General features: G+C 72.7%; 22 protein-coding genes and 1 pseudogene. 20 read left to right on the top strand and 3 right to left on the bottom strand.

What is annotated here, in order from left to right:
- Positions 1-248 precede the first annotated feature (248 nt).
- The 15 genes and pseudogenes from rpsP (at position 249) to B124_RS03495 (ending at position 12,686) form a co-directional block, all read left to right on the top strand.
- Positions 249-719 (top strand): 30S ribosomal protein S16, encoded by a 471-nt coding sequence (gene rpsP, locus B124_RS03565; RefSeq protein ID WP_496501133.1) that lies wholly within the window; start codon positions 249-251, stop codon positions 717-719.
- Between the two features lie 2 nt (positions 720-721).
- The gene (locus tag B124_RS03560) at positions 722-961 is read left to right on the top strand and encodes an RNA-binding protein (protein ID WP_027771538.1); all 240 of its coding nucleotides are present in this window, start codon (positions 722-724) and stop codon (positions 959-961) included.
- A 165-nt stretch (positions 962-1,126) separates the two neighbouring features.
- A complete protein-coding gene (gene rimM, locus B124_RS03555; RefSeq protein ID WP_496501132.1) occupies positions 1,127-1,714 on the top strand; it encodes a ribosome maturation factor RimM in 588 nt (195 codons plus the stop codon).
- On the top strand, positions 1,711-2,520 hold the full coding sequence (trmD, locus tag B124_RS03550) for a tRNA (guanosine(37)-N1)-methyltransferase TrmD (protein ID WP_496501131.1): 810 nt from the start codon (positions 1,711-1,713) through the stop codon (positions 2,518-2,520). Before rimM ends, trmD begins: the two co-directional genes overlap by 4 nt.
- A 135-nt stretch (positions 2,521-2,655) precedes the next feature.
- Positions 2,656-3,003, top strand: coding sequence for a 50S ribosomal protein L19 (gene rplS, locus B124_RS03545; RefSeq protein WP_047018333.1), 348 nt, complete (start codon positions 2,656-2,658; stop codon positions 3,001-3,003).
- Between the two features lie 46 nt (positions 3,004-3,049).
- Positions 3,050-3,775, top strand: coding sequence for a signal peptidase I (lepB, locus tag B124_RS03540; protein WP_496501130.1), 726 nt, complete (start codon positions 3,050-3,052; stop codon positions 3,773-3,775).
- A gap of 319 nt (positions 3,776-4,094) precedes the next feature.
- Positions 4,095-5,043: pseudogene (gene lepB / locus B124_RS03535) on the top strand (signal peptidase I).
- Positions 4,955-6,088: a signal peptidase I gene (gene lepB / locus B124_RS03530; protein WP_496501129.1), complete on the top strand. Its 1,134-nt coding sequence runs from the start codon at positions 4,955-4,957 to the stop codon at positions 6,086-6,088. Before lepB (B124_RS03535) ends, lepB (B124_RS03530) begins: the two are co-directional and overlap by 89 nt.
- A 309-nt stretch (positions 6,089-6,397) precedes the next feature.
- A complete protein-coding gene (gene lepB, locus B124_RS03525; protein WP_496501128.1) occupies positions 6,398-7,156 on the top strand; it encodes a signal peptidase I in 759 nt (252 codons plus the stop codon).
- Positions 7,153-7,470 carry a DUF2469 domain-containing protein gene (locus B124_RS03520; RefSeq protein WP_018839619.1) on the top strand — a complete coding sequence of 106 codons (318 nt, stop codon included), beginning with the start codon at positions 7,153-7,155 and terminating at the stop codon, positions 7,468-7,470. Before lepB (B124_RS03525) ends, B124_RS03520 begins: the two co-directional genes overlap by 4 nt.
- 117 nt (positions 7,471-7,587) lie before the next feature.
- Positions 7,588-7,950 carry a YraN family protein gene (locus tag B124_RS03515; protein ID WP_496501127.1) on the top strand — a complete coding sequence of 121 codons (363 nt, stop codon included), beginning with the start codon at positions 7,588-7,590 and terminating at the stop codon, positions 7,948-7,950.
- Positions 7,950-9,572: a YifB family Mg chelatase-like AAA ATPase gene (locus B124_RS03510; protein WP_496501126.1), complete on the top strand. Its 1,623-nt coding sequence runs from the start codon at positions 7,950-7,952 to the stop codon at positions 9,570-9,572. Before B124_RS03515 ends, B124_RS03510 begins: the two co-directional genes overlap by 1 nt.
- Positions 9,569-10,951, top strand: a complete 1,383-nt coding sequence (gene dprA / locus B124_RS03505) for a DNA-processing protein DprA (protein WP_496501125.1) — start codon at positions 9,569-9,571, stop codon at positions 10,949-10,951. Before B124_RS03510 ends, dprA begins: the two co-directional genes overlap by 4 nt.
- 319 nt (positions 10,952-11,270) lie before the next feature.
- Entirely contained in the window at positions 11,271-12,080 is an 810-nt protein-coding gene (gene whiG, locus B124_RS03500) for an RNA polymerase sigma factor WhiG (RefSeq protein ID WP_496501124.1), read from the top strand.
- A gap of 51 nt (positions 12,081-12,131) precedes the next feature.
- Positions 12,132-12,686, top strand: coding sequence for a TetR/AcrR family transcriptional regulator (locus tag B124_RS03495; RefSeq protein WP_496501281.1), 555 nt, complete (start codon positions 12,132-12,134; stop codon positions 12,684-12,686).
- Positions 12,687-12,727: 41 nt separating this feature from the next.
- Here the strand turns inward: B124_RS03495 and B124_RS03490 are convergent, their stop codons facing one another.
- On the bottom strand, positions 12,728-13,447 hold the full coding sequence (locus B124_RS03490; protein WP_496501123.1) for a murein hydrolase activator EnvC family protein: 720 nt from the start codon (positions 13,445-13,447) through the stop codon (positions 12,728-12,730).
- 596 nt (positions 13,448-14,043) lie between these two features.
- On the opposite strand from B124_RS03490, the gene rpsB reads away from it, so the two are divergent.
- The 5 genes from rpsB (at position 14,044) to B124_RS03465 (ending at position 18,671) form a co-directional block, all read left to right on the top strand.
- Entirely contained in the window at positions 14,044-15,060 is a 1,017-nt protein-coding gene (gene rpsB / locus B124_RS03485; protein ID WP_496501122.1) for a 30S ribosomal protein S2, read from the top strand.
- Between the two features lie 45 nt (positions 15,061-15,105).
- On the top strand, positions 15,106-15,939 hold the full coding sequence (tsf, locus tag B124_RS03480; RefSeq protein WP_496501121.1) for a translation elongation factor Ts: 834 nt from the start codon (positions 15,106-15,108) through the stop codon (positions 15,937-15,939).
- A gap of 283 nt (positions 15,940-16,222) precedes the next feature.
- Complete coding sequence (pyrH, locus tag B124_RS03475; protein ID WP_496501120.1) at positions 16,223-17,014, top strand: UMP kinase; 792 nt, start codon at positions 16,223-16,225, stop codon at positions 17,012-17,014.
- A gap of 98 nt (positions 17,015-17,112) precedes the next feature.
- Positions 17,113-17,670 carry a ribosome recycling factor gene (gene frr, locus B124_RS03470; protein ID WP_496501119.1) on the top strand — a complete coding sequence of 186 codons (558 nt, stop codon included), beginning with the start codon at positions 17,113-17,115 and terminating at the stop codon, positions 17,668-17,670.
- A gap of 71 nt (positions 17,671-17,741) precedes the next feature.
- On the top strand, positions 17,742-18,671 hold the full coding sequence (locus B124_RS03465) for a phosphatidate cytidylyltransferase (protein ID WP_496501118.1): 930 nt from the start codon (positions 17,742-17,744) through the stop codon (positions 18,669-18,671).
- Positions 18,672-18,945: 274 nt separating this feature from the next.
- On the opposite strand, the gene B124_RS03460 is transcribed toward B124_RS03465, so the two are convergent.
- Together B124_RS03460 and B124_RS03455 are read right to left on the bottom strand one after the other, a co-directional pair.
- Complete coding sequence (locus tag B124_RS03460; RefSeq protein WP_496501117.1) at positions 18,946-19,071, bottom strand: hypothetical protein; 126 nt, start codon at positions 19,069-19,071, stop codon at positions 18,946-18,948.
- Between the two features lie 13 nt (positions 19,072-19,084).
- Complete coding sequence (locus tag B124_RS03455; RefSeq protein WP_496501280.1) at positions 19,085-21,298, bottom strand: autotransporter; 2,214 nt, start codon at positions 21,296-21,298, stop codon at positions 19,085-19,087.
- Positions 21,299-21,369: the final 71 nt, after the last annotated feature.

The raw sequence follows: 21,369 nt of genomic DNA, 5'->3' as shown, positions 1-21,369 counted from the left end.
GCCCCATACGGATACGCCGCGCAGCCGCCCGGTCCGGCCGCCCCCGCGGGCGCCGGCGGGCGGCGCGGAGGCGTGCGACCGCGCGGGCCGGGGCGTCGGGGCCGTGTGGCACAATGGTGAGCTGAACTCGACAGCCGCACAGGAACCCTCTCTCCTCCGGCTGGCGCGTCCATCGGGCGCCTGGGCACTGCAACCCCACGCAGCACCTCGGTGGCCCAATCACGTCAACTTCAGGAGACACCACTCCCGTGGCAGTCAAGATCAAGCTGAAGCGCCTGGGCAAGATCCGGTCGCCGCACTACCGCATCGTCGTCGCCGACTCGCGTACCCGCCGTGACGGCCGGGCCATCGAGGAGATCGGGCTGTACCACCCGGTCCAGAACCCCTCGCGCATCGAGGTCGACTCCGAGCGGGCACAGTACTGGCTGGGTGTCGGCGCGCAGCCGACCGAGCCGGTCCTCGCCATCCTCAAGGTCACCGGCGACTGGCAGAAGTTCAAGGGCCTGCCGGCGCCCGAGCCGATGAAGGTCCCCGAGCCGAAGGCCGACAAGCGGGCCCTCTTCGAGGCCGCCGCCAAGGACGCCGCCGACGAGCCCAAGGGCGAGGCGGTGACCCCCAAGGCGAAGAAGGCCGAGAAGAGCGACAAGGCCGAGAAGAAGGCCGAGAAGAAGGCCGACACCGAGTCCGGTGAGGCCCCGGCCGAGGCCGCCGGGGCCTGACGATGCTCGAAGAAGCCCTCGAGCACCTGGTGAAGGGCATCGTCGACAACCCCGACGAGGTCGAGGTCAGTTCTCGCAACCTGCGCCGCGGGCGGGTGCTGGAGGTCCGGGTGCACCCCGAGGACCTCGGCAAGGTCATCGGCCGCAACGGCCGCACGGCCCGCTCCCTGCGCACCGTCGTCGGCGCGCTCGGCGGCCGGGGCATCCGCGTCGACCTCGTCGACGTGGACCAGGTCCGCTGACCGCCGTCGCGCGGACGGACGGAGCAGTCGTCACCGGCACGGGCCGGGGAGGCCGGCAGGCGCCCCGGCCCGTCGCCGTACGCCGGCGGCGGGCCGTCCCGTACGGCCGGCAGGGCCCGGCGCGTACCGGGTGACGGCCGAGGACGTACGAACAGGAAGGCACCCGTGCAACTGGTAGTCGCGCGGATCGGCCGCGCCCACGGGATCAAGGGCGAGGTCACCGTCGAGGTACGCACCGACGAGCCCGAGCGGCGGCTCGCCCCCGGCGCCGTCCTGACCACAGAACCGGCCGCCGCCGGGCCGCTGACCATCGCCACCGGGCGGGTGCACAGCGGGCGGCTGCTGCTGCGCTTCGAAGGCGTCACCGACCGCACCGCCGCCGAGGCCCTGCGCAACACCCTCCTCGTCGCCGACGTGGACCCCGAGGCCACCCCGGAGGACCCCGAGGAGTTCTACGACCACCAGCTCGCCGACCTCGACGTCGTCCTGCGCGACGGCACCCCCGTGGGCCGCATCGCCGAGGTGGCGCACCTGCCGTACCAGGACCTGCTGGTCGTCGCCCGCCCGGAGGGCGGCGAGGTGCTGATCCCGTTCGTCACCGAGATCGTCCCCGAGATCGACCTCGACGCACAGCGCGTCGTCGTCGAGCCCCCGCCCGGCCTGCTGGACACGGCCGTCACCGGCACCGGCACCGGCACCGGCGACGGCGACGGCGACGGGGACCGGGACAGCGGGGGAGGGGGCGCCGCGTGAGGATCGACGTCGTCTCGATCTTCCCCGCGTACCTGGAGCCGCTGCGGCTCTCGCTCCTCGGCAAGGCCATCGAGCGCGGCGTGCTCGACGTGCGCGTCCACGACCTGCGGCAGTGGGCGTTCGACCGGCACAGCACCGTGGACGACACCCCCTACGGCGGCGGCCCCGGCATGGTCATGAAACCCGAGCCGTGGGGCGCGGCCCTCGACGCCGTCGCCGGCTCCGGGCCCGGCGACCCCGTGCTCGTCGTCCCCACCCCCAGCGGCCGGCCCTTCACCCAGGAACTGGCCGTGGAACTGGCCGCCGAGCCCTGGCTGGTCTTCGCCCCCGCCCGGTACGAGGGCATCGACCGCCGCCTCGTCGAGGAGTACGCCGGCCGCTACCGGCTGCACGAGGTGTCCATCGGCGACTACGTCCTCGCCGGCGGCGAGGCCCCCGTCCTCGTCATCGCCGAAGCCGTCGTACGCCTCCTGCCCGGCGTCCTCGGCAACGCCGCCTCCCACCAGGACGACTCCTTCGCCCCCGGCGCCATGGCCGACCTCCTCGAAGGCCCCGCCTACACCAAGCCCCCCGACTGGCGCGGCCGGCCCGTACCCGACGTCCTGCTCAGCGGCGACCACGGCCGCATCGCCCGCTGGCGCCGCGACCAGGCGCTGCGCCGCACCGCCGAGATCCGCCCCGACCTGATCGAACGGGCCGAGCCCGGCGCGTACGACAAGCACGACAGGGCGCTGCTCGCCTCCCTCGGCTGGACCGAGGGGCCCGACGGACGATTTTGGCGTACAGGCGACGACGTGGAAGAATAGGCGGCTGCTGCCTGCCGTCCGACGCGGCGCCCCTGCCACAGGGGGACACGACGCCCGTACGACGCTGCAGCATCCTCTGTCCCACTTCGGACTCTTGTCGATGACCTGTGGCATCGGCGAAGAAAGCAGACGGTCATGAACCTTCTCGAAAGCGTCGACGCAGCCTCCCTGCGCGACGACATCCCGCCCTTCCGGCCCGGTGACACGGTCAACGTGCACGTGCGCGTCATCGAGGGCAACCGCTCCCGTGTCCAGCAGTTCAAGGGTGTCGTCATCCGCCGGCAGGGCGCCGGGGTCCGCGAGTCCTTCACGGTCCGCAAGGTCAGCTTCGGCGTCGGCGTCGAGCGCACCTTCCCCGTACACACCCCGGTCGTCGAGAAGATCGAGCTCGTGACCCGCGGCCAGGTCCGCCGCGCCAAGCTGTACTACCTGCGCGACCTCCGCGGCAAGGCCGCGAAGATCAAGGAGAAGCGCGAGAGCTGACGCGGCCGGTCCACGCGGGCGAACCGCCATATTAGGCTTCGCTGCGATGGACACTGAGCTGCGGCCCGAGGAGCGCGACGACTCCTCCTCCCCGGAGTCCGGGCGGGAGGAGACATCGCGCTCCTCTTTCGTACGTCTGCTGCGCTGGGCCCTTGTGCTCGCAGCCCTCCTCACCGTCACCGGGCTGCTCGTCAGCGCCTTCATCGTCCAGCCGTTCCTGGTGCCGAGCAGTTCCATGGAGCCGGTTCTCCAGCCCGGCGACCGGGTATTGGTCAACAAGCTCGCTTACGCGTTCGGGGACGAACCGAAGCGCGGGGACGTTGTCGTCTTCGACGGCTCCGGAACCTTCGCCGCCGCGGACGGCGGCGGCGGGGGACCGGTGCCGGGGCTGCTGCGCAAGGCCGGCGCGGCTGCCGGACTTGCGGAGGCCGACGGCACCGACTACGTCAAGCGCGTCATCGGTGTCGGCGGCGACCGGGTGACCTGCTGTGACGCACGGGGGAGGGTGACGGTGAACGGAAAGCCGCTCGACGAGCGGGAGTACCTGTATCCCGGCGACGCCCCGTCGGTGATCGACTTCGACATCGTCGTGCCGGAGGGGCGGCTGTGGGTCATGGGCGACCACCGCAGCGACTCCCGCGACTCCCGGGACCACCTCGGGTCGCCGGGCGGCGGCACGATCGCGGTGGACAAGGTCATCGGCAGAGCGGACTGGCGGGGGTGGCCGCCGGACCGCATCGGCTCGCTGGGGCGGCCCGGATATGGGGGGTAGCCACGCGCGGCACGCGGGCGGCGGTCAGGAGGACCGGCGCGGCGCGGGGGGCGGGCGGGGGCGCCGTGATCCGTACGGGGGCGGTGGCGGGCAGGGCCCGTACGGACCGGGAGGCGGGGGGCAGGGCGCGTACGGACCGGGAAGCGTCGGCCGGGGCGCGTACGGACCGGGAAGCGTTGACCAGGGCGCGTACGGACCGGGAGGCGGGGGCCAGGCGTCGTATGAGCCGGGAGGTGCGGGCGGCGACGGTCCGTATGAGCCGGACGGCGGGCGCGGGCCGGAAGGCGCGCGCACGCGCGGCGGTGAGCCGGGGCCGCGGATCGGCGGGCGCGCGGAGCGCCGCAAGGCGGCCAAGCGGGCGCGGCGGCGCAGGACCCGTTCGCGGATAAAGGAGATCCCGCTCATCATCGGCGCGGCCATGCTGATCGCGCTGGGCGTCAAGACGTTCCTGGTGCAGGCGTTCGTCATCCCCTCCGGATCCATGGAGCAGACCATCCGGATCGGCGACCGGGTCGTCGTGGACAAGCTCACGCCCTGGTTCGGCTCGAAGCCGGAGCGCGGCGACATCGTCGTCTTCAAGGACCCCGGCGGCTGGCTCAAGAACCAGGAGGAGGACCGGCTCGACGACCCGGTGGGCATCGCGCAGGCCAAGGACGTGCTGACGTTCATCGGGCTGCTGCCCTCGGAGCACGAGCAGGACCTCATCAAGCGGGTCGTGGCGCTCGGCGGCGACCGGGTGGTCTGCTGCGACGACTCCGGGCAGGTCACGGTCAACGGCAGGGCGCTGGTGGAGCCGTACCTGCACCCGGGCGACAAGCCGTCGCGGGACACCTTCGACGTCACCGTGCCGGACGGCCGGATCTTCGTCATGGGCGACCACCGCTCCAACTCCGCGGACTCGCGGTACCACCTGAAGGGCCCGTACCACGGCACGATCGACGAGGACGACGTGGTCGGCAGGGCCATAGGCATCGCCTGGCCGCTCGGCCACTGGGACAAATTCGACTCACCGGACACCTACGCCTCGGTTCCGGAGTCGGACGCGCAGGCGAATAAGGTGTCCTCGAAAGAAGTGGGCCGAATGGAGCCCCTCCCGACTCCTGCGGAACTCTCGCTCGTTATGGGAGTGGTGGGCCTGCACCTGACCAGGGGCAGGCAGCGGCAAGGTGAGGAGTGGATGTGGGGGACGTGGCAGTCAGCGCCCGGTCCGGTCACGACGGTCCCGAAGACCGGAATGGTCAGGGGGGGCGTACGCAGAAGGCGGCTGACGGCCCTCCTGGCAGCCCTCCGGAGCAGGCGGCCGACGGTCCGGCCACGGTCCCCGGGGACGACGCCCACCGGCCCTCACTCGCCCAAGGCGACGTCCCGCAGGACGCTGCGCCGGGTGCGCCCGGTGCTCCCGGCGGCCCTGCGGCGACGGAAGCGGGAGCGATGAGCGACGGCGGCGGCGACGGTACGGACGGCGGCACCGGAAGCGGCGACAGCGGCGACAGCGGCAAGGACGCGGACGGCTCCGGCACGGACGGCGCCCGACAGAAGAAGCAGCGTTCCTTCTGGAAGGAGCTGCCGATCCTCATCCTGGTCGCGCTGGGGCTCGCGCTGCTCATCAAGACCTTCCTGGTCCAGGCGTTCTCCATCCCCTCCAACTCCATGCAGAACACGCTGCAGGTCGGCGACCGCGTGCTGGTGGACAAGCTCACGCCCTGGTTCGGTGCCGAGCCGGAGCGCGGCGAGGTCATCGTCTTCGAAGACCCGGGCGGCTGGCTGAACGAGGCGCCGCCGTCGGACTCCGGGCCCGTACTCGAAGCCATCCAGACGGGCCTGAGCTTCATCGGCCTCATGCCCTCGGCGGAGGAGCAGGACCTCATCAAGCGCGTCATCGCGGTCGGCGGCGACACGGTGGAGTGCAAGGGCGTCGGCCCGGTGAAGGTCAACGGCAAGGCGCTGGACGAGACGTCGTACATCTTCCCCGGTGACACCCCCTGCGAGGACAACGACTTCGGGCCGGTGAAGGTGCCGGAGGGCAAGCTGTGGGTGATGGGCGACCACCGGCAGGACTCGCTCGACTCCCGTTACCACCAGAAGTCGCCGGGCAAGGGCTTCGTCGACGAGGACCTGGTCGTCGGGCGGGCCATCGCGCGGGCCTGGCCGCTGGACCGCTGGGGCACGCTGCCGGTGCCCGGCACCTTCGACCAGCCCGGGCTGAACGCCGCCGCGGGGGCGGCGCCGGCGGCGCTGGGGCTGGCGGGGGCGGTGCCGCTGGTGCTGTGGCGGCGGCGCCGGCTGATCCGCAAGGCGGACCTGAACGACTGAGGCGCGGGGCCGGGTCTGGCCGGACTGGGTCCGGCTGGGTCTGGTCTGGCTGGGTCTGGTCTGGCCGCCGGGTCTGGCCTGGTGCCGGGGCTGGCCGCCTGGCGCCGTATTCGCGGGGGGTGCAGGGGCGCAGGGGCCGTCCGGGTGACGTGATCGTCGGGGCGGCTGTGCCGTCCGTGGCGTACGCGACCTTCCTGGCCTGCGTTTTCGCCTTCATGGGCCGGGTTAGCGGCGTGACAGGGCGTCGCTGGCAACGGAAGATCACCGAGCGGGCTGACTGCCTCCCGGACCTCTGGGTAGTGTGCGGCCATGAGCAGCAGCGGAGCCGGTCGCCGGGGGAAGGTGCTGTCGGGCCTGGCCGTGGCCGTCGGGTGCGTGCTGTTCCTCGGCGGCTTCACCTGGGGCGCCGTGGCGTACGCGCCGTACACCGTGCCGACGTTCTCCATGGAGCCCACCGTCGCCGCCGGCGACCGGGTGCTGGCCGAGCGGATCTCGGGCGACGAGGTGCGCCGCGGCGACATCGTGGTCTTCGAGGACGCGGTGTGGGGTGACCAGCCGATGGTCAAGCGGGTCGTCGCGGTCGGCGGGGACACGGTCGGCTGCTGCGACGGACAGGGGCGGCTGACGGTCGACGGCACGCCGGTCGCGGAGCCGTACGTCACGGACAGTGAGCGGGCGGCACAGCAGGACTTTCCCGCGACCACCGTGCCGGAGGGGATGATCTTCCTGCTCGGCGACCACCGCCTCGCCTCCGTCGACTCCCGGAGCCATCTGGCCGAGCCCGGCGGCGGCGCCATACCCCGCGACGCCGTCACGGGCCGGGTCGACGCCACGGCGTGGCCGCTCGGCAGCGCGGGCATGGTGGATCGCCCGGACGGCTTCGCGGCGCTGCCCGGCGGGATCTCCGGGCCGGGGCCGCTGCGGATGCTGCTGTTCGCGGTCGTCACCGGGGCGGCGCTGATCCTGGGCGGCGCTGCCTACGGGCCGGTTTCCGGCTATGCCCGGGCCCGTCGCGCCCGGGCGACGCACAATGGGGTCACGCACAGGCGGAAGGGGAACGTGCCATGAGCGCCGAGGACCTCGAGAAGTACGAGACCGAGATGGAGCTGAAGCTCTACCGGGAGTACCGCGACGTCGTCGGCTTGTTCAAATACGTGATCGAAACCGAGCGGCGTTTCTACCTCACCAACGACTACGAGATGCAGGTCCACTCCGTCCAGGGCGAGGTGTTCTTCGAGGTGTCCATGGCGGACGCCTGGGTCTGGGACATGTACCGCCCGGCCCGCTTCGTCAAGCAGGTGCGGGTGCTCACGTTCAAGGACGTGAACATCGAGGAGCTGAGCAAGTCCGACTTGGAGCTGCCCTCCGACGACCTCGGCTGAATCCCCTCCGCCCTCACCCTCCTGGGTGAGGGAGTTGTCCACAACCCGTCGGTTATCCACCAAGATCAACAAGTTCTCCCGCGGCACGGCACAGTCGGACGCGGGAGGTGGTGCCGGATGCCGAAGCAACGGCAGGCGCTCGGACAGTACGGGGAACGGATCGCGGAGCGGCGGCTCGCCGAGGCGGGAATGACCGTCCTGGCGCGGAACTGGAGGTGCCGCGACGGCGAGATCGACATCGTCGCGCTCGACGGCGAAGCCCTCGTCGTCTGCGAGGTCAAGACCAGACGGGCAGGCGGCTGGGAGCATCCGATGGCCGGCGTCCCGCCGGCCAAGGCCGACCGGCTGCGGCGGCTCGCCGAAGCCTGGATCCTGCGGCACGGCGGCGCCCCGCCGGGCGGCGTGCGGATCGACGTCGTCGGCGTGGTGCTGCCCGAGCGCGGCGCTCCCGTCGTCCAGCACGTACGGGGGGCCGCCTGATGGCCTTCGCCCGGACATGCTCGGTCGCCCTCGTCGGCGTGGAAGGCGTCGTCGTCGAGATCCAGGCCGGCCTGGAGCCCGGTGTCGCCACGTTCACGCTGGTCGGGCTGCCCGACAAGAGCCTGACGGAAAGCCGCGACCGCGTGCGCGCGGCCGTCGTCAACTCCGGCGTCGACTGGCCGCAGAAGAAACTCACCGTCGGCCTCAGCCCCGCCGCCGTACCCAAGTCCGGCAGCGGATTCGACCTCGGCATCGCCTGCGCCACCCTCGGCGCCGCCGGCCGCATCGCGCCCGACGCCCTCGCCGGGCTCGTCATGGTCGGCGAGCTGAGCCTCGACGGCCGCGTCCGGCCCGTGCCCGGCGTGCTGCCCGCCGTGCTCGCCGCCGCGGACGCCGGCTGCCGCCAGGTCGTCGTACCCGAAGCCGCCGCGGGCGAGGCCACCCTCGTGCCCGACGTCTCCGTCCTCGGCGTGCGCAGCCTGCGCCAGCTCATCGCCATCCTCAACGACGAGCCGCCCCCCGACGAGCCCGCGGACCCCGACACCGACCCGGCCGTCCCCTCGGCCCGCCTCGCCGTGCCCGGAGCCGGCTGGTGCACCCCGGCGGCCGTCGGGCCCGGCGCGTACCGGCCCGACCTCGCCGACGTCGCAGGACAGCACCGCGCCCGCTTCGCCCTCGAAGTCGCCGCCGCGGGCGGCCACCACCTCTACTTGAAGGGACCGCCAGGAGCAGGCAAAACGATGCTCGCCGAACGGCTGCCCGGGCTGCTGCCGCCCCTGACCGAGACCGAGGCGCTCGAAGTGACCGCCATCCACTCGGTGGCCGGCACCCTGCCCACCGGCCAGCCCCTCGTCGGCGACGCCCCCTACGCGGCCCCGCACCACTCCGCGACCCTGCCCGCCCTCATCGGCGGCGGCAACGCCCTGCCCAAGCCGGGCGCGGTCTCCCTGGCCCACCGAGGGGTGCTGTTTCTCGACGAAGCCCCCGAATTCAGCGGCCGGATCCTGGACGCCCTCAGACAGCCGCTGGAGTCCGGGCACGTCGTGGTGGCCCGGTCGGCGGGCGTCATCCAGTTCCCCGCCCGCTTCCTCATGGTCCTCGCCGCCAACCCCTGTCCCTGCGGCCGCTTCGCCCGCCAGGAAGGCGGCTGCGAATGCGCCCCCACGGCCATCCGGCGCTACCAGGGCCGGCTCACCGGCCCGCTCCTCGACCGCGTCGACCTCCGGGTCAGCGTAGACGCCGTCAGCCGCGCCGAACTCGCGGACGCCGGCGAACGCGCCGAGCCCACCGCCGACGTCGCCGCCCGGGTGCGGGCCGCCCGCGACCGCGCCGCCGCGCGCTACGCCGGCACCGCCTGGCGCACCAACGGCGAAGTCCCCGGCCACGAGCTGCGCCGCAACTGGCACCCCGCACCCGGCGTCCTCGCCCCGGCCGAACGCGACTTGGAGCGCGGCCTGCTGACCGCCCGCGGCCTCGACCGGGTCCTGCGCGTCGCCTGGACCATCGCCGACCTCGCGGGCCACGACCGCCCCGGGGCCGAGGACGTGGCGGCGGCCCTGGAACTCCGCACCGGGGTGCCCCGCGGGGCCCGTACCCCCGCGATGAGGGAGCCCGTGGCATGAACGTGACCCCCAAGCCCGCGTGGAAGCCGCGGAGCGGACTGCCGAGCGCGCCGGGGAGCGGGGCGGCGCCCGGGCCGCCGCCGGGACCGCCGGCCGGGCCGGGCGGTCCGGTCGCGGGACCGGCGCCGGGAGCGATGCGGAACCCGGCGGCATGGCCGGGGCACGGCGCCGACCACGGCGTCCCGCCGGAGGGCCGCAGCCCGCGGAGGATGCCGGCGCCACCGGCACCTCCTGCCGCCACCGGGGACCGGGACGCCGAGCGGCTGGCGCGGGTGGCGCTGACCCGGCTCGTCGAGCCGGGGGACGAGGCCGCCGGACGGTGGCTGCGTACGCACGGGGCCGTGACACTCCTGAGCTGGGTGACCGGCGACGCCCCGCCGCCCTCACCGCAGGCTAAGACCCGGCTGGCCCGGTACCGGCGCCGGCTCGGCGGACCCGACGCCCGGCAGGACCTCGCCGCCGCCGAGGCCGTCGGGGCGCGGTTCGTCTGCCCGGGAGACCCCGAGTGGCCCCGGCAGCTCGACGACCTCGCCGCCGCCCGGCCCCTCGGCCTCTGGGTCCGGGGCCGCGCCGACCTGCGGCTGTGGGCGCTGAAGTCGGTCGCCGTCGTCGGCGCCCGCGCCTGCACCGAATACGGCGCGCACGTCGCCGGCACCCTCGCCGGCGGTCTCGCCCACGCCGGCTGGGCCGTCGTCTCCGGCTGCGCCTACGGCATCGACGCCGCCGCGCACCGCGGCGCACTCGCCGCCACTGGAGCCACCGTCGGCGTGCTGGCCTGCGGCGTCGACCGGGTCTACCCGCCCGGCCACACCGAGCTCCTCGGCCGCGTCGCCGAGCAGGGCCTGATCGTCGCGGAGCTCGCCCCCGGCGACCACCCCACCCGCTCGCGGTTCCTCCTGCGCAACCGCGTCATGGCCGCCCTCACCCGCGGCACCGTCGTCGTCGAAGCCGAGCGCCGCAGCGGCTCCCTCGTCACCGCTCGCTGGGCGCAGCGCCTCGGCCGTCCGAGCATGGCCATCCCGGGTCCGGTGACTTCAGGGCTCTCCGCAGGGGTGCACGAGCTGCTGCGCGGTGAGGCGGAGCTCGTCACCGATGCCGCCGAGGTCGTCGAGCTGGTCGGCCGGATCGGCGCGGACCTCGCCCCGGCCCGCCGCGGCCCCGTCGTACCACGCGATCTGCTCCCGCCCGCCGCCGCACGGGTGCTCGAAGCCGTCCCCGGCCGGGGCAGCGCCCGGCCGGAACAGATCGCACAAGAGACGGGTACGGAGCGCGACGAAGCCTTGGGCAGGCTTCATGAGCTGCAGTCCCTCGGCTTCGTCGCCCGTGACGGCGCCGGCTGGCGGCTGGCCCCGCGCTCCAGTGAGCACCCCAAAAGGTGACGAGCCGTTCCTTGACCTGGGACGTTCGGGTGAAAGGGTGGGAGAGATGCAAACCGACCCCCACCCGGTGCCGCAGCAGCCGTCCCCCCGCTGTGACCTCCCGATAACCCGCAGGTGCGGTGAGCGGAACGAACCTGCGTACTCATGAAGAGCCGTCAGTCGCAGAATGCGACGGTACGGTCACGCTACGCTCGCGGAACGTTCCCGCACTCCTCACCGCTTTACCCTTCCCGTCCCGTTCCCTCCCCCTACCCCCCCTCACTCCCCTCAGCCCCACCCGAACCCAGGCCCCCACCAGAACGGTTCAAGGCGACGACGCATGCCCCAGCACATCTCCGGGTCCGACCGTGCCGCACCACGCACAGCACCCTCCTCGGTGGACGAGCTGTGGCGGTCGTACAAGGAGACGCGTGACGGCCGGCTGCGCGAGCAGCTCATCCTGCACTACTCACCCCTGGTGAAGTACGTCGCCGGGCGCGTCAGCGTCGGCCTCCCGTCCAATGTGGAACAGGCCGACTTCGTCTCCTCCGGAGTCTTCGGGCTCATCGACGCCATCGAGAAGTTCGACCCCGAGCGCGCCATTAAGTTCGAGACATACGCCATCACCCGCATCCGCGGCGCGATGATCGACGAACTCAGGGCGCTGGACTGGATCCCCCGCTCCGTACGGCAGAAGGCCCGCGCCGTCGAACGCGCCTACGCCACCCTCGAAGCCGCCCTCCGCCGCACCCCCTCGGAAGCCGAGGTCGCCGCCGAGATGGGCATCCAACTGGAAGAGCTGCACGGGGTTTTCAGCCAGCTTTCCCTGGCCAACGTCGTCGCCCTCGAAGAACTGCTGCACGTCAGCTCCGACAACGGCGACCGCCTCAGCCTCATGGACACCCTCGAGGACACCGCCGCCGACAACCCCGTCGAGGTCGCCGAGGACCGCGAGCTGCGCCGGCTGCTCGCCCGCGCCGTGAACACCCTGCCCGACCGGGAGAAGACCGTGGTCACCCTCTACTACTACGAGGGCCTCACGCTCGCCGAGATCGGCCAGGTGCTCGGCGTCACCGAGAGCAGGGTCAGCCAGATCCACACCAAGTCCGTCCTGCAGTTGCGCGCGAAGCTGGCCGACTCCAGCGGCTGAAGGACATCCACGGTCTAAAGTTGGACCGTGCCGAAGATTCGAGCAGCCTCCGTGGCCGAGCACCGGACCATGCAGCACAGCGCGCTGCTCGACGCCGCGCGCGAACTCCTCGGCGAAGGCGGCACCGAAGCCCTGAACTTCACCGCGCTCGCCGAGCGCACCGGTCTCGCGCGCTCGTCGGTGTACGAGTACTTCCGCAGCCGGGCCGCCGTGGTCGAGGAGCTGTGCGCCGTCGACTTCCCGCGCTGGGCGGCGGAGGTGGAGACCGCCATGGAGTGCGCCGACACCCCCGAGGCGAAGGTCGAGGCGTACGTACGCACGCAGCTTGCGCTGGTCGGCGACCGCCGCCACCGGGCCGTCGTCGCCATCTCCGCCGGCGAACTGGACGCCGGCGCCCGGGAGAAGATCCGCGCCGCGCACGGCGGGCTCGTCACGATGGTCGTCAAGGCCCTCGCGGACCTCGGCCACGACCAGCCCCGCCTCGCCGCCGCCCTGCTGCAGGGTGTCGTCGACGCAGCCGTCCGCCGCACCGAACTCGGCATCGAAGCCCCGCAGACCGTCGCCGACACAGCCGTCGCCGCAGCCCTCCACGGCATGGCGGACTGACGCGCCGCCCGGCCCTTTGTGCCCGCCGGGGAGCTGCGCCGTCAGTCGCCGCCCGCCGGCGGCGGGACGCCGAACACCGGCAGCAGACGGGCATGGCCCGCCGTGAGCAGCCGGGGCGGCAGCAGCGACAGCGGATCGAGATAGGACGGACCGCGGCGCAGCCCCCAGTGCAGGCACGCCACCGCGCAGTGGTACGCGCCGCCCTGCAGATACCCCACGACCTGCCCCGCCTCGACCCGCTCCCCCTCGCGCACCGCGGGCAGCACCGGCTCGTACGTCGTGCGCAGCGGCGGGCGGCCGGTGCCCGGATGGTCGACTGCCAGCACCCCGCGCCCCGCCACCCGGCCCGCGAACGACACGCGGCCGCCCGCCGCGGCCCGCACCGGCTGCCCCGCCCCGGCCCGCAGGTCGACCCCCCGATGCCCCGGCCCGTACGGCGAACTCGGCGGCTCGAAACCCCGCTCCACCACGGGCCGCCCCCGCGCACCCCCGGCCACGGGCCACGCCACTCCGCCCACGCCGGCAACCCCGCTCTCCTGCACCGCCCCGGCCCGGCCGCCCCCGGCCACCGGCCGCCCGCCGGACACCGCCGCGCCGGCCAGCGCCTCTCCCGCCGTCCGCGCCTCTCCCGCCGCCCACGGCGGCCCCGCCCCCTCCCCACCCGCCTCCGCCTTCGTGCTGGTCGTCGTGAACGGGGGCGTGGGCCACGTGCCCGTCGCCAGGGCCGCGGCGAGCCCGGCGGCGAGCAGCCCCCGCGGCACGCGCCCCGTGGCGCCGCCAGGCCGGCACGGGCCCCGCGTCACCGCCCGCGTCGGCCGTGCCACCGGCCGCCGCGGCCCTGACCGCCGGGCCCCTGACCGCCGGGCCCCTGACCACAGCGCACCTGACCACTGGGCCCCTGCCCGCCGCGCCCCCGGCCGTGGCGGCCGTGCCGCCCCGGTTACGTGTCCCGTCGCGTCCGCCGTCCGCGCGGTGGCGGCAGTCGCCCCGTCCTGTTCGCCGGCGGCGCGGCGTTCGCGTCGTCCGTTCATGGGCATAGCGTGGCCGGGAGCGGGGGTGGCTCGGGGATCATGGACGGATTCTGTGGATAACCGGCGGGTTGTGGACAAAGGGCGCCGGGCGCCCCCGGGACGCCGCCCCGTGGCCGGGCTCCGTGGCGCAGGCGGGTGACGCCGTCCCGTACACTTCAGGTGGCGACCCGGCACTCCGGGTCGACTTCGCACGCCCCGCCACCTGCCTGAAGGTGGCCGCGTCACTCGGTCCCCCGGCTCCCCGCCGGAGGCGCGACGCGCAGGGGCGTCAGGAGCGGTGGCCGGCCGGCCGCCGCGCACAACCGAGACACACGAGGAGTACGGCCATGGCCGTCGTCACGATGCGGGAGCTGCTGGAGAGCGGCGTCCACTTCGGGCACCAGACCCGCCGTTGGAACCCGAAGATGAAGCGCTTCATCTTCACCGAGCGCAACGGCATCTACATCATCGACCTCCTGCAGTCGCTGTCGTACATCGACCGCGCCTACGAGTTCGTGAAGGAGACCGTCGCGCACGGCGGCACCATCATGTTCGTGGGCACGAAGAAGCAGGCCCAGGAGGCCATCGCCGAGCAGGCCACCCGGGTCGGCATGCCGTATGTGAACCAGCGCTGGCTGGGCGGCATGCTCACCAACTTCTCCACGGTCCACAAGCGGCTGCAGCGCCTCAAGGAGCTTGAGGCCATCGACTTCGAGGACGTGGCCGCCTCCGGCCTGACCAAGAAGGAGCTGCTCGTCCTCTCCCGCGAGAAGGCCAAGCTGGAGAAGACCCTCGGCGGCATCCGCGACATGCAGAAGGTGCCGAGCGCCGTCTGGATCGTGGACACGAAGAAGGAGCACATCGCCGTCGGCGAGGCGCGCAAGCTGCGCATCCCGGTCGTCGCGATCCTCGACACCAACTGCGACCCCGACGAGGTCGACTACAAGATCCCGGGCAACGACGACGCGATCCGCTCCGTCACGTTGCTGACCCGCGTCATCGCCGACGCCGTCGCCGAGGGTCTGATCGCCCGCTCCGGTGCCGCGGCCGGTGACGAGAAGGCCGTCAAGTCCGACGCCGAGCCGCTCGCCGAGTGGGAGCGCGACCTGCTCGCCGGCGAGAAGGACGCCAAGGCCGCCAAGGCTGCATCGTCCGAAAAGGCGGCCGAGAAGGCGGCCGAGGAGGCAGCCGAGAAGCCGGCCGAGAAGACCGACGAGGCCGCTGCCGAGGCCGAGGTGCAGACCTCCGCCGAGACCGCCGAGGTCGCCGCCGCCGAGCAGGCCGACGAGACCCCCGCCCCGGCCGCGGAGTCCGCCGAGGCCGCCGAGGGCACGCAGCCCTCCGGCGACGCCCCGCAGGTCTGATCCGCCGATCCCAGTCACCCGTCGAGAAGAGAAAACCACCGAATCATGGCGAACTTCACCGCCGCCGACGTCAAGAAGCTCCGGGAGCTCACCGGCGCCGGCATGATGGACTGCAAGAAGGCGCTGGAAGAGGCCGAGGGCGACGTCGACAAGGCCGTGGAGCTGCTCCGCGTCAAGGGCCAGAAGGGCGTCGCCAAGCGTGAGAGCCGCACCGCCGAGAACGGCGCCGTCGTCTCCCTGATCGCCGACGACAACTCCTCCGGTGTCCTGCTGGAGCTGAAGTGCGAGACCGACTTCGTCGCCAAGGGCGAGAAGTTCGTCGCCGTCGCCAACGCGCTCGCCGAGCACGTCGCGGCCAGCAAGCCCGCCGACCTGCAGGAGCTGCTCGCCTCCGAGATCGACGGCAAGACTGTGCAGACGTACGTGGACGAGGCCAACGCCACGCTCGGCGAGAAGATCGTCCTTGAGCGCTTCGCGCGCTTCGAGGGCGCCTACGTCGGCACGTACATGCACCGCACCTCGCCGGACCTGCCGCCGCAGGTCGGCGTGCTCGTCGAGCTGGACAAGGCCGACCCGCAGACGGCCAAGGAGGTGGCGCAGCACATCGCCGCCTTCGGGCCGCGCTGGCTGTCCCGCGAGGACGTCCCGGCCGACACGGTGGAGAGCGAGCGCCGCGTCGCCGAGGCCACCTCGCGCGAGGAGGGCAAGCCGGAGGCCGCCCTGCCGAAGATCGTCGAGGGTCGCGTGAACGGCTTCTTCAAGGAGAACGTGCTGCTGGACCAGCCGTTCGCCAAGGATCCCAAGAAGTCGGTGCAGAAGGTGCTCGGCGAGGCCGGCGCGCAGGTGGTCCGCTTCGCGCGCATCCGCGTCGGCGCCTGAGCCCCGGCGCCACCGGCGTGCACCGCGCCGCCCGGCGCGCGCACGCGCGGCCGGACGGCGCGTACCGCCGTGGTACGCGCCGCAGGGCGCGTCGCCGCGGCGAACGGTGTGCACGGTGTACGGCGAACGGCCGCCGGCCCCGCTAGGGTCGGGTTGAGTTGTAGCGGGCCGGCGCGGGGGGACCGTGACCGGGCTGCGGAAGTGACGAGGAGGCCATTGCCGGGAATGGGTGGATGAGAACCCCACGGCGATGGCCTCCTTCGTATGCGCACGAGGAGACTTCATGAACGAGGACGCCGACGCGGGCCACGGCCGCCACGAGCAGGCGGACCACGGCCACCACACGAAGAGGGACAGCTCGCGCTTCCTGCTGAAGCTGTCCGGCGAGGCGTTCTCCGGCGGCGGGGATCTCGGCGTCGACCCGGACGTCGTACACGCCATCGCCCGAGAGGTCGCGGCCGTCGTCCGCGACGGGTACGAGATCGCGGTGGTGATCGGCGGCGGCAACTTCTTCCGCGGCGCCGAACTGCAGCAGCGCGGCATGGACCGGGCCCGCTCCGACTACATGGGCATGCTCGGCACGGTCATGAACTGCCTCGCCCTGCAGGACTTCCTGGAGAAGGAAGGCATCGACTCCCGGGTGCAGACGGCGATCACGATGGGCCAGGTCGCCGAGCCGTACATTCCGCTGCGCGCCATCCGGCACATGCAGAAGGGCCGCGTCGTCATCTTCGGCGCCGGCATGGGCATGCCGTACTTCTCGACGGACACCACCGCCGCGCAGCGCGCCCTGGAGATCCACGCCGAGGCCCTGCTCATGGGCAAGAACGGCGTCGACGGGGTCTACGACGCCGACCCCAAGAAGAACCCCGACGCGGTGAAGTTCGACGCGCTCGAATACGGCGAGGTCATCACCCGTGACCTCAAGGTCGCCGACGCCACGGCCGTCACCCTGTGCCGCGACAACGAACTGCCGATCCTCGTCTTCGAGCTGCTCAAAGAGGGCAACATCGCCCGCGCGGTGCGGGGTGAGAAGATCGGTACGCTCGTGAGCGCGCACGGCAGCCGGGTCTGAGGGATGGACAACGGCCTGCCGGTCGGACACCGTGCAGGCATGGTACGGCCGGACGGGGGCACTCCCGATCCGCCCACAGAAGAGACCAGGAGCCAGTGGTGATCGAAGAGACCCTCCTCGAAGCCGAGGAGAAGATGGAGAAGGCCGTCGTGGTCGCCAAGGACGACTTCGCCGCGATCCGCACCGGGCGGGCCCATCCGGCGATGTTCAACAAGATCACGGCGGATTACTACGGCACCCAGACGCCCATCAACCAGTTGGCGTCCTTCTCGGTGCCGGAGCCGCGCATGGCGGTGGTGACACCGTTCGACAAGAGCGCCCTGCGCAACATCGAGCAGGCGATCCGGGACTCCGACCTCGGCGTCAACCCCTCCAACGACGGCAACATCATCCGGGTGGTCTTCCCGCAGCTCACCGAGGAGCGCCGCCGGGAGTTCATCAAGGTCGCCAAGGCCAAGGGCGAGGACGCACGGATCGCCATCCGCTCCGTACGCCGCAAGGCCAAGGAGACCCTCGACAAGGCCATCAAGGACGGTGAGATCGGCGAGGACGAGGGCCGCCGCGCCGAGAAGGAGCTCGACGACACCACCCACAAGTACGTGGCCCAGGTCGATGAGCTGCTCAAGCACAAGGAAGCAGAGCTGCTCGAGGTCTGATGAACGACTCCTCCAGGGGGGCCCCGGCGGGTCCCGTGTACGGCAGGGGTGAAAGGGCGCAGACTCCGCGCATGCCCACCATGTCCGGCGACGCCCCTGCCGACGAACCCTCCCCAGGTCCCTCCGGGGGACCCGGCGTCCCGGGCGACGCCTCCTCCGCGCCGCCGCCCGCCCCGAAGCGGCGCCGCGGCGGCCGGGACCTCGGCGCGGCCATAGGCGTCGGGCTCGGCCTCGGCGCCATCGTGCTGGCCACGCTCTTCGTCGTGAAAGTGCTCTTCATCGGCGTCATCGTCGTCGCCGTGGCGGTCGGGCTGTGGGAGCTGACGTCGCGGCTGGCGGAGTGCCGCGGGATCCGCACACCGCTGGTGCCGCTGGCGGCCGGCGGCGTCGCGACGGTCATCGCCGGGTACGCGGCCGGTGCCGAGGGCGCCGGGGCGGGGCTCGCGCTGACCGCCCTCGCCGTCCCCGTCTGGCGGCTGAAGGGCCCCGCGGAGAACTACCTCCGCGACGTCACCGCCGGCGTCTTCGCCGCGTTCTACGTGCCCTTCCTCGCCGCCTTCGTCGCACTGATGCTCGCCGCGGACGACGACGGGCCGCAGCGGGTGCTGACGTTCCTGATCCTCACGGTGATCAGCGACACCGGCGCGTACGCCGTGGGCTACAAGTTCGGCCGCCGCAAACTCGCCCCGCGCATCAGCCCCGGCAAGACCCGCGAGGGCCTGGGCGGCGCGCTGGCCTTCGCGATGGCCGCCGGCGCGGTGTGCATGGAACTCCTCGTCGACGACGGCCGCTGGTGGCAGGGCCTCCTGCTGGGCGCCGCCGCAGCCGCCAGCGCCACGCTCGGCGACCTCGCCGAGTCGATGATCAAACGGGACCTCGGCATCAAGGACATGGGCACGCTGCTCCCCGGCCACGGCGGGATCATGGACCGGCTGGACTCGCTGTTGCCCACGGCGCCGGTGGTGTGGCTGCTGATGGTGATCTTCGTGGGAGGGGGCTGACCACCGCCGTCTCCGAGGTGTTTCGGCGAGGGCCGAAACACCTGGAGCCGCGCCGCGAGGGTGGGCCACGGCGGCGGAGAGGAAGCTTCCCGTCTGCGCACACGGACGGGCTCGGCCACCGCGCCTCCAGCGGTCGGACCGGACGTCACCGCACATCCAACCGCCACGACCGCCACGACCGTCACCCCGGCGCACCTATGCGGTCACAGCACTGGCAGGGCTTCAGCTCCGGGGCTCGATCATCTGGATCTGCACTCTCCGCCCCACCACGTGATCACGACTCCGAACAGGCCGTCTTCGTCTCGACAGCGGCGTGCTGGTTCCGCCGGAGGAGTTGGCGGCGGATCATGCCGCCCTGCTCTTGGCGGTCGGCGTGGCCGGTGCCGTCGAGTGTGATCACCGGGGCGGAGTGGTCAGCGGGCGCGGTGCCTGCCGCGACGGGGGCCGCCGCGACGAGGGCTGTGGAAGAGCCGCAGGGCGAGTGCCGCGGCCGCCAGGGTCGCGGCGGCGAGGGCGGCGGTGCGGCCGGGCGAGAGGAAGCCGCCGGAGGAGTCGGCGGTCGTGCTCGACGGCGCCGCCGCCGGCCGGTCAGCGGTGGCGGCGTCCGTCTCCGGGGAGTCCGTGCGGACCAGCGCGACGTCGTTGCCGTCGCCGCCCTGGTAGGTGAGGGCGCACGCGTCGCCGTCCACCTTCACCGTTGCGCCCTCCCTGTGACCGGTGAAGGTGCCGGAGACCTTGTCGGAGCCGGAGTTGGAGATGAGCACCGTCTCTCTGCTTCCCGTGGGCGGCTTCGCCGCCGGGTCGATCTCCAGCTCCCCGGCGAGCGTCACCGCGCCGGTGACGCGCAGCGGCTTGCCGTCGGCCCGGGTGGTGAGGTGTGCATCCCGGGTCTGGGAGTAGTCGCCCTTGACGGCGATCGCCCCGGTCATGCTCCCGGTGGCCCGCAGGGTCCCGCCCTGGAAGGTGCCGGACAGGCCGCTGCCCGTGGTGCGGGGACGGATGTCGGAGACGGTCAGAGTCGCGTCGTCTCCGTAGCGGACTGTGGCGCCTTTCACCAGGCTGACGTTCCGCAGCGTCTGGTCACCGGTCCCGGTCAGGTCCAGCTCGGTGCCCTCCTCGGTGAGCGACACCGCGCGGCTCGACTTCAGGCTGCCCCCGGTGAGGGCGAGGGTACCCCGGGTGACCTTCGTCGGGCCCGTGTAGGACAGTGCCCCGGTCAGGCGGGTGGTGGCCGCGCCGGCCTGGGTGAAGGAGCCGCTGCCGCTGATCTTCGACAGCGAAACCGGTGCGTCGGTGTTCTGCACCGTCAGCGAGCCGTCGTTGACGACCCGGTACAGCCCGGCGTCGGTCAGCAGGCTGCCGTCCCCGCCCGGCTTCCCGCTGCCGAGCCGGAGCGCGGCGCCCTTCTCGATGGTCGTGGAGCCGTCGTAGTACTGGTCGGCGGCGAAGGTGACGTCGTTGCCGTCGACGCCCTTGACGACGATGTCGCCCTGGCCCGGGGCGGACAGCGTGTCGTGGAACACGCCGCCGCCGATCGGTGCGCCCAGCGTCACAGGACCGTCGTAGGCGAAGGTGAGCGTGGAACGGGACCTGGCCGCCAGCAGGTTGATGTAGACGGTCTCGGCGGTGCCGGGCATGAAGATCTCGTGGGTGGTGCCGTCGCCCCACTGGACGTTCGCGCCTTTGATGTTGGTGCCGCGTTTGTTGACGTTCTTCGCCACCGGGCGCCAGTTGATTCCCGGGTCGCTGAGCGTGGGGTCGGTGTCGCCGCCCTGGTCGGTGTGGCTGTACTGGCCGGTCAGTACCACCTTGCTGCCCGGCCGGGACTGGACGTTGATGTCGCTGCCGTACTCGCGCTGGTAGAAGTTCTGCCGCAGCGTGACCGTGTGGCCCAGCGGGGTGTCGACGGTCCAGGTGCCCTGGTTGAGGACGGCGCGGGCGTTCGGAAGCGACGCAGGGAACTCCGGCGCCCCGGCGTCCATCTGCGTGCCGTTGTCGATCACACCGGAGAACGGATGGGTCCCGGCTAGCTGGAGCTTCCCCCACATGCCGCGGGGCTGGGTGACGAGCCCCGCACCGCTGATGGTGCCGAGGTTGAAGGTCCGCGTCAGCGAAAGACGCAGGGTGCCGTCGACGCGGATGTTGTTCTGGTTGAGCGCGAAGCCGGGAGTGTCGTACGGGAAGCTGCCGATCAGGCCGCTTGCGCCACCGGTCCCGTACTGGAGTGTGGCGCCCCGGTCGACGGTGACAGCCGGCGGGTCGGGGTCGCCGACCGTCACATACGGGTGGTTGCCGCCCTCGATCCGCACGGACTGCCGCTGCCGCGTGCCGGGCAGAGTGAAGTTGCTGTCCCTGGTGAGGATCAGGGTGCCGGTGCCGCCGATCCGCAGCGTGCCCTCGCCGCTGATGACGCCCTCGTACGTGGTGGTCCCGGCCGGGACGTTCACCACGGCGTCGCCGGTCAGCGTGACGTCGCGGCCCGCCAGGATCTCGGCGGTGATGTCACCGCTGCCGCCCGCCGCGTGCGCACTGTGCCACGGCAGCGCCGGCGGGACCAGTGCCCCCAGGACGGCGAGCAAGGCCGCCGCCCGGCCGCGGAGTGCGCGCCGCCGTCCCGTCGGGTCCATCACAGGTGTCGCGGGTGCCACAGATGTGCTCCTCTTCATCGTCGTCGCCTGCCCTGCCGTCCCGATCTCCC

The sequence above is a fragment of the Streptomyces sp. CNP082 genome (genome assembly GCF_059570535.1).
This window is presented reverse-complemented; position numbering and strand designations above follow the sequence as displayed.

Coding starts and splice junctions, on each gene's coding strand:
- B124_RS03515 (WP_496501127.1), top strand. CDS start 7,588: ATGCCGAAGCAACGGCAGGCGCTCGGACAGTACGGGGAACGGATCGCG.
- B124_RS03560 (WP_027771538.1), top strand. CDS start 722: ATGCTCGAAGAAGCCCTCGAGCACCTGGTGAAGGGCATCGTCGACAAC.
- lepB (WP_496501128.1), top strand. CDS start 6,398: ATGAGCAGCAGCGGAGCCGGTCGCCGGGGGAAGGTGCTGTCGGGCCTG.
- whiG (WP_496501124.1), top strand. CDS start 11,271: ATGCCCCAGCACATCTCCGGGTCCGACCGTGCCGCACCACGCACAGCA.
- lepB (WP_496501130.1), top strand. CDS start 3,050: ATGGACACTGAGCTGCGGCCCGAGGAGCGCGACGACTCCTCCTCCCCG.
- B124_RS03510 (WP_496501126.1), top strand. CDS start 7,950: ATGGCCTTCGCCCGGACATGCTCGGTCGCCCTCGTCGGCGTGGAAGGC.
- rplS (WP_047018333.1), top strand. CDS start 2,656: ATGAACCTTCTCGAAAGCGTCGACGCAGCCTCCCTGCGCGACGACATC.
- dprA (WP_496501125.1), top strand. CDS start 9,569: ATGAACGTGACCCCCAAGCCCGCGTGGAAGCCGCGGAGCGGACTGCCG.
- B124_RS03520 (WP_018839619.1), top strand. CDS start 7,153: ATGAGCGCCGAGGACCTCGAGAAGTACGAGACCGAGATGGAGCTGAAG.
- B124_RS03465 (WP_496501118.1), top strand. CDS start 17,742: ATGCCCACCATGTCCGGCGACGCCCCTGCCGACGAACCCTCCCCAGGT.
- pyrH (WP_496501120.1), top strand. CDS start 16,223: ATGAACGAGGACGCCGACGCGGGCCACGGCCGCCACGAGCAGGCGGAC.
- B124_RS03455 (WP_496501280.1), bottom strand. CDS start 21,298: ATGGACCCGACGGGACGGCGGCGCGCACTCCGCGGCCGGGCGGCGGCC.
- rpsB (WP_496501122.1), top strand. CDS start 14,044: ATGGCCGTCGTCACGATGCGGGAGCTGCTGGAGAGCGGCGTCCACTTC.
- tsf (WP_496501121.1), top strand. CDS start 15,106: ATGGCGAACTTCACCGCCGCCGACGTCAAGAAGCTCCGGGAGCTCACC.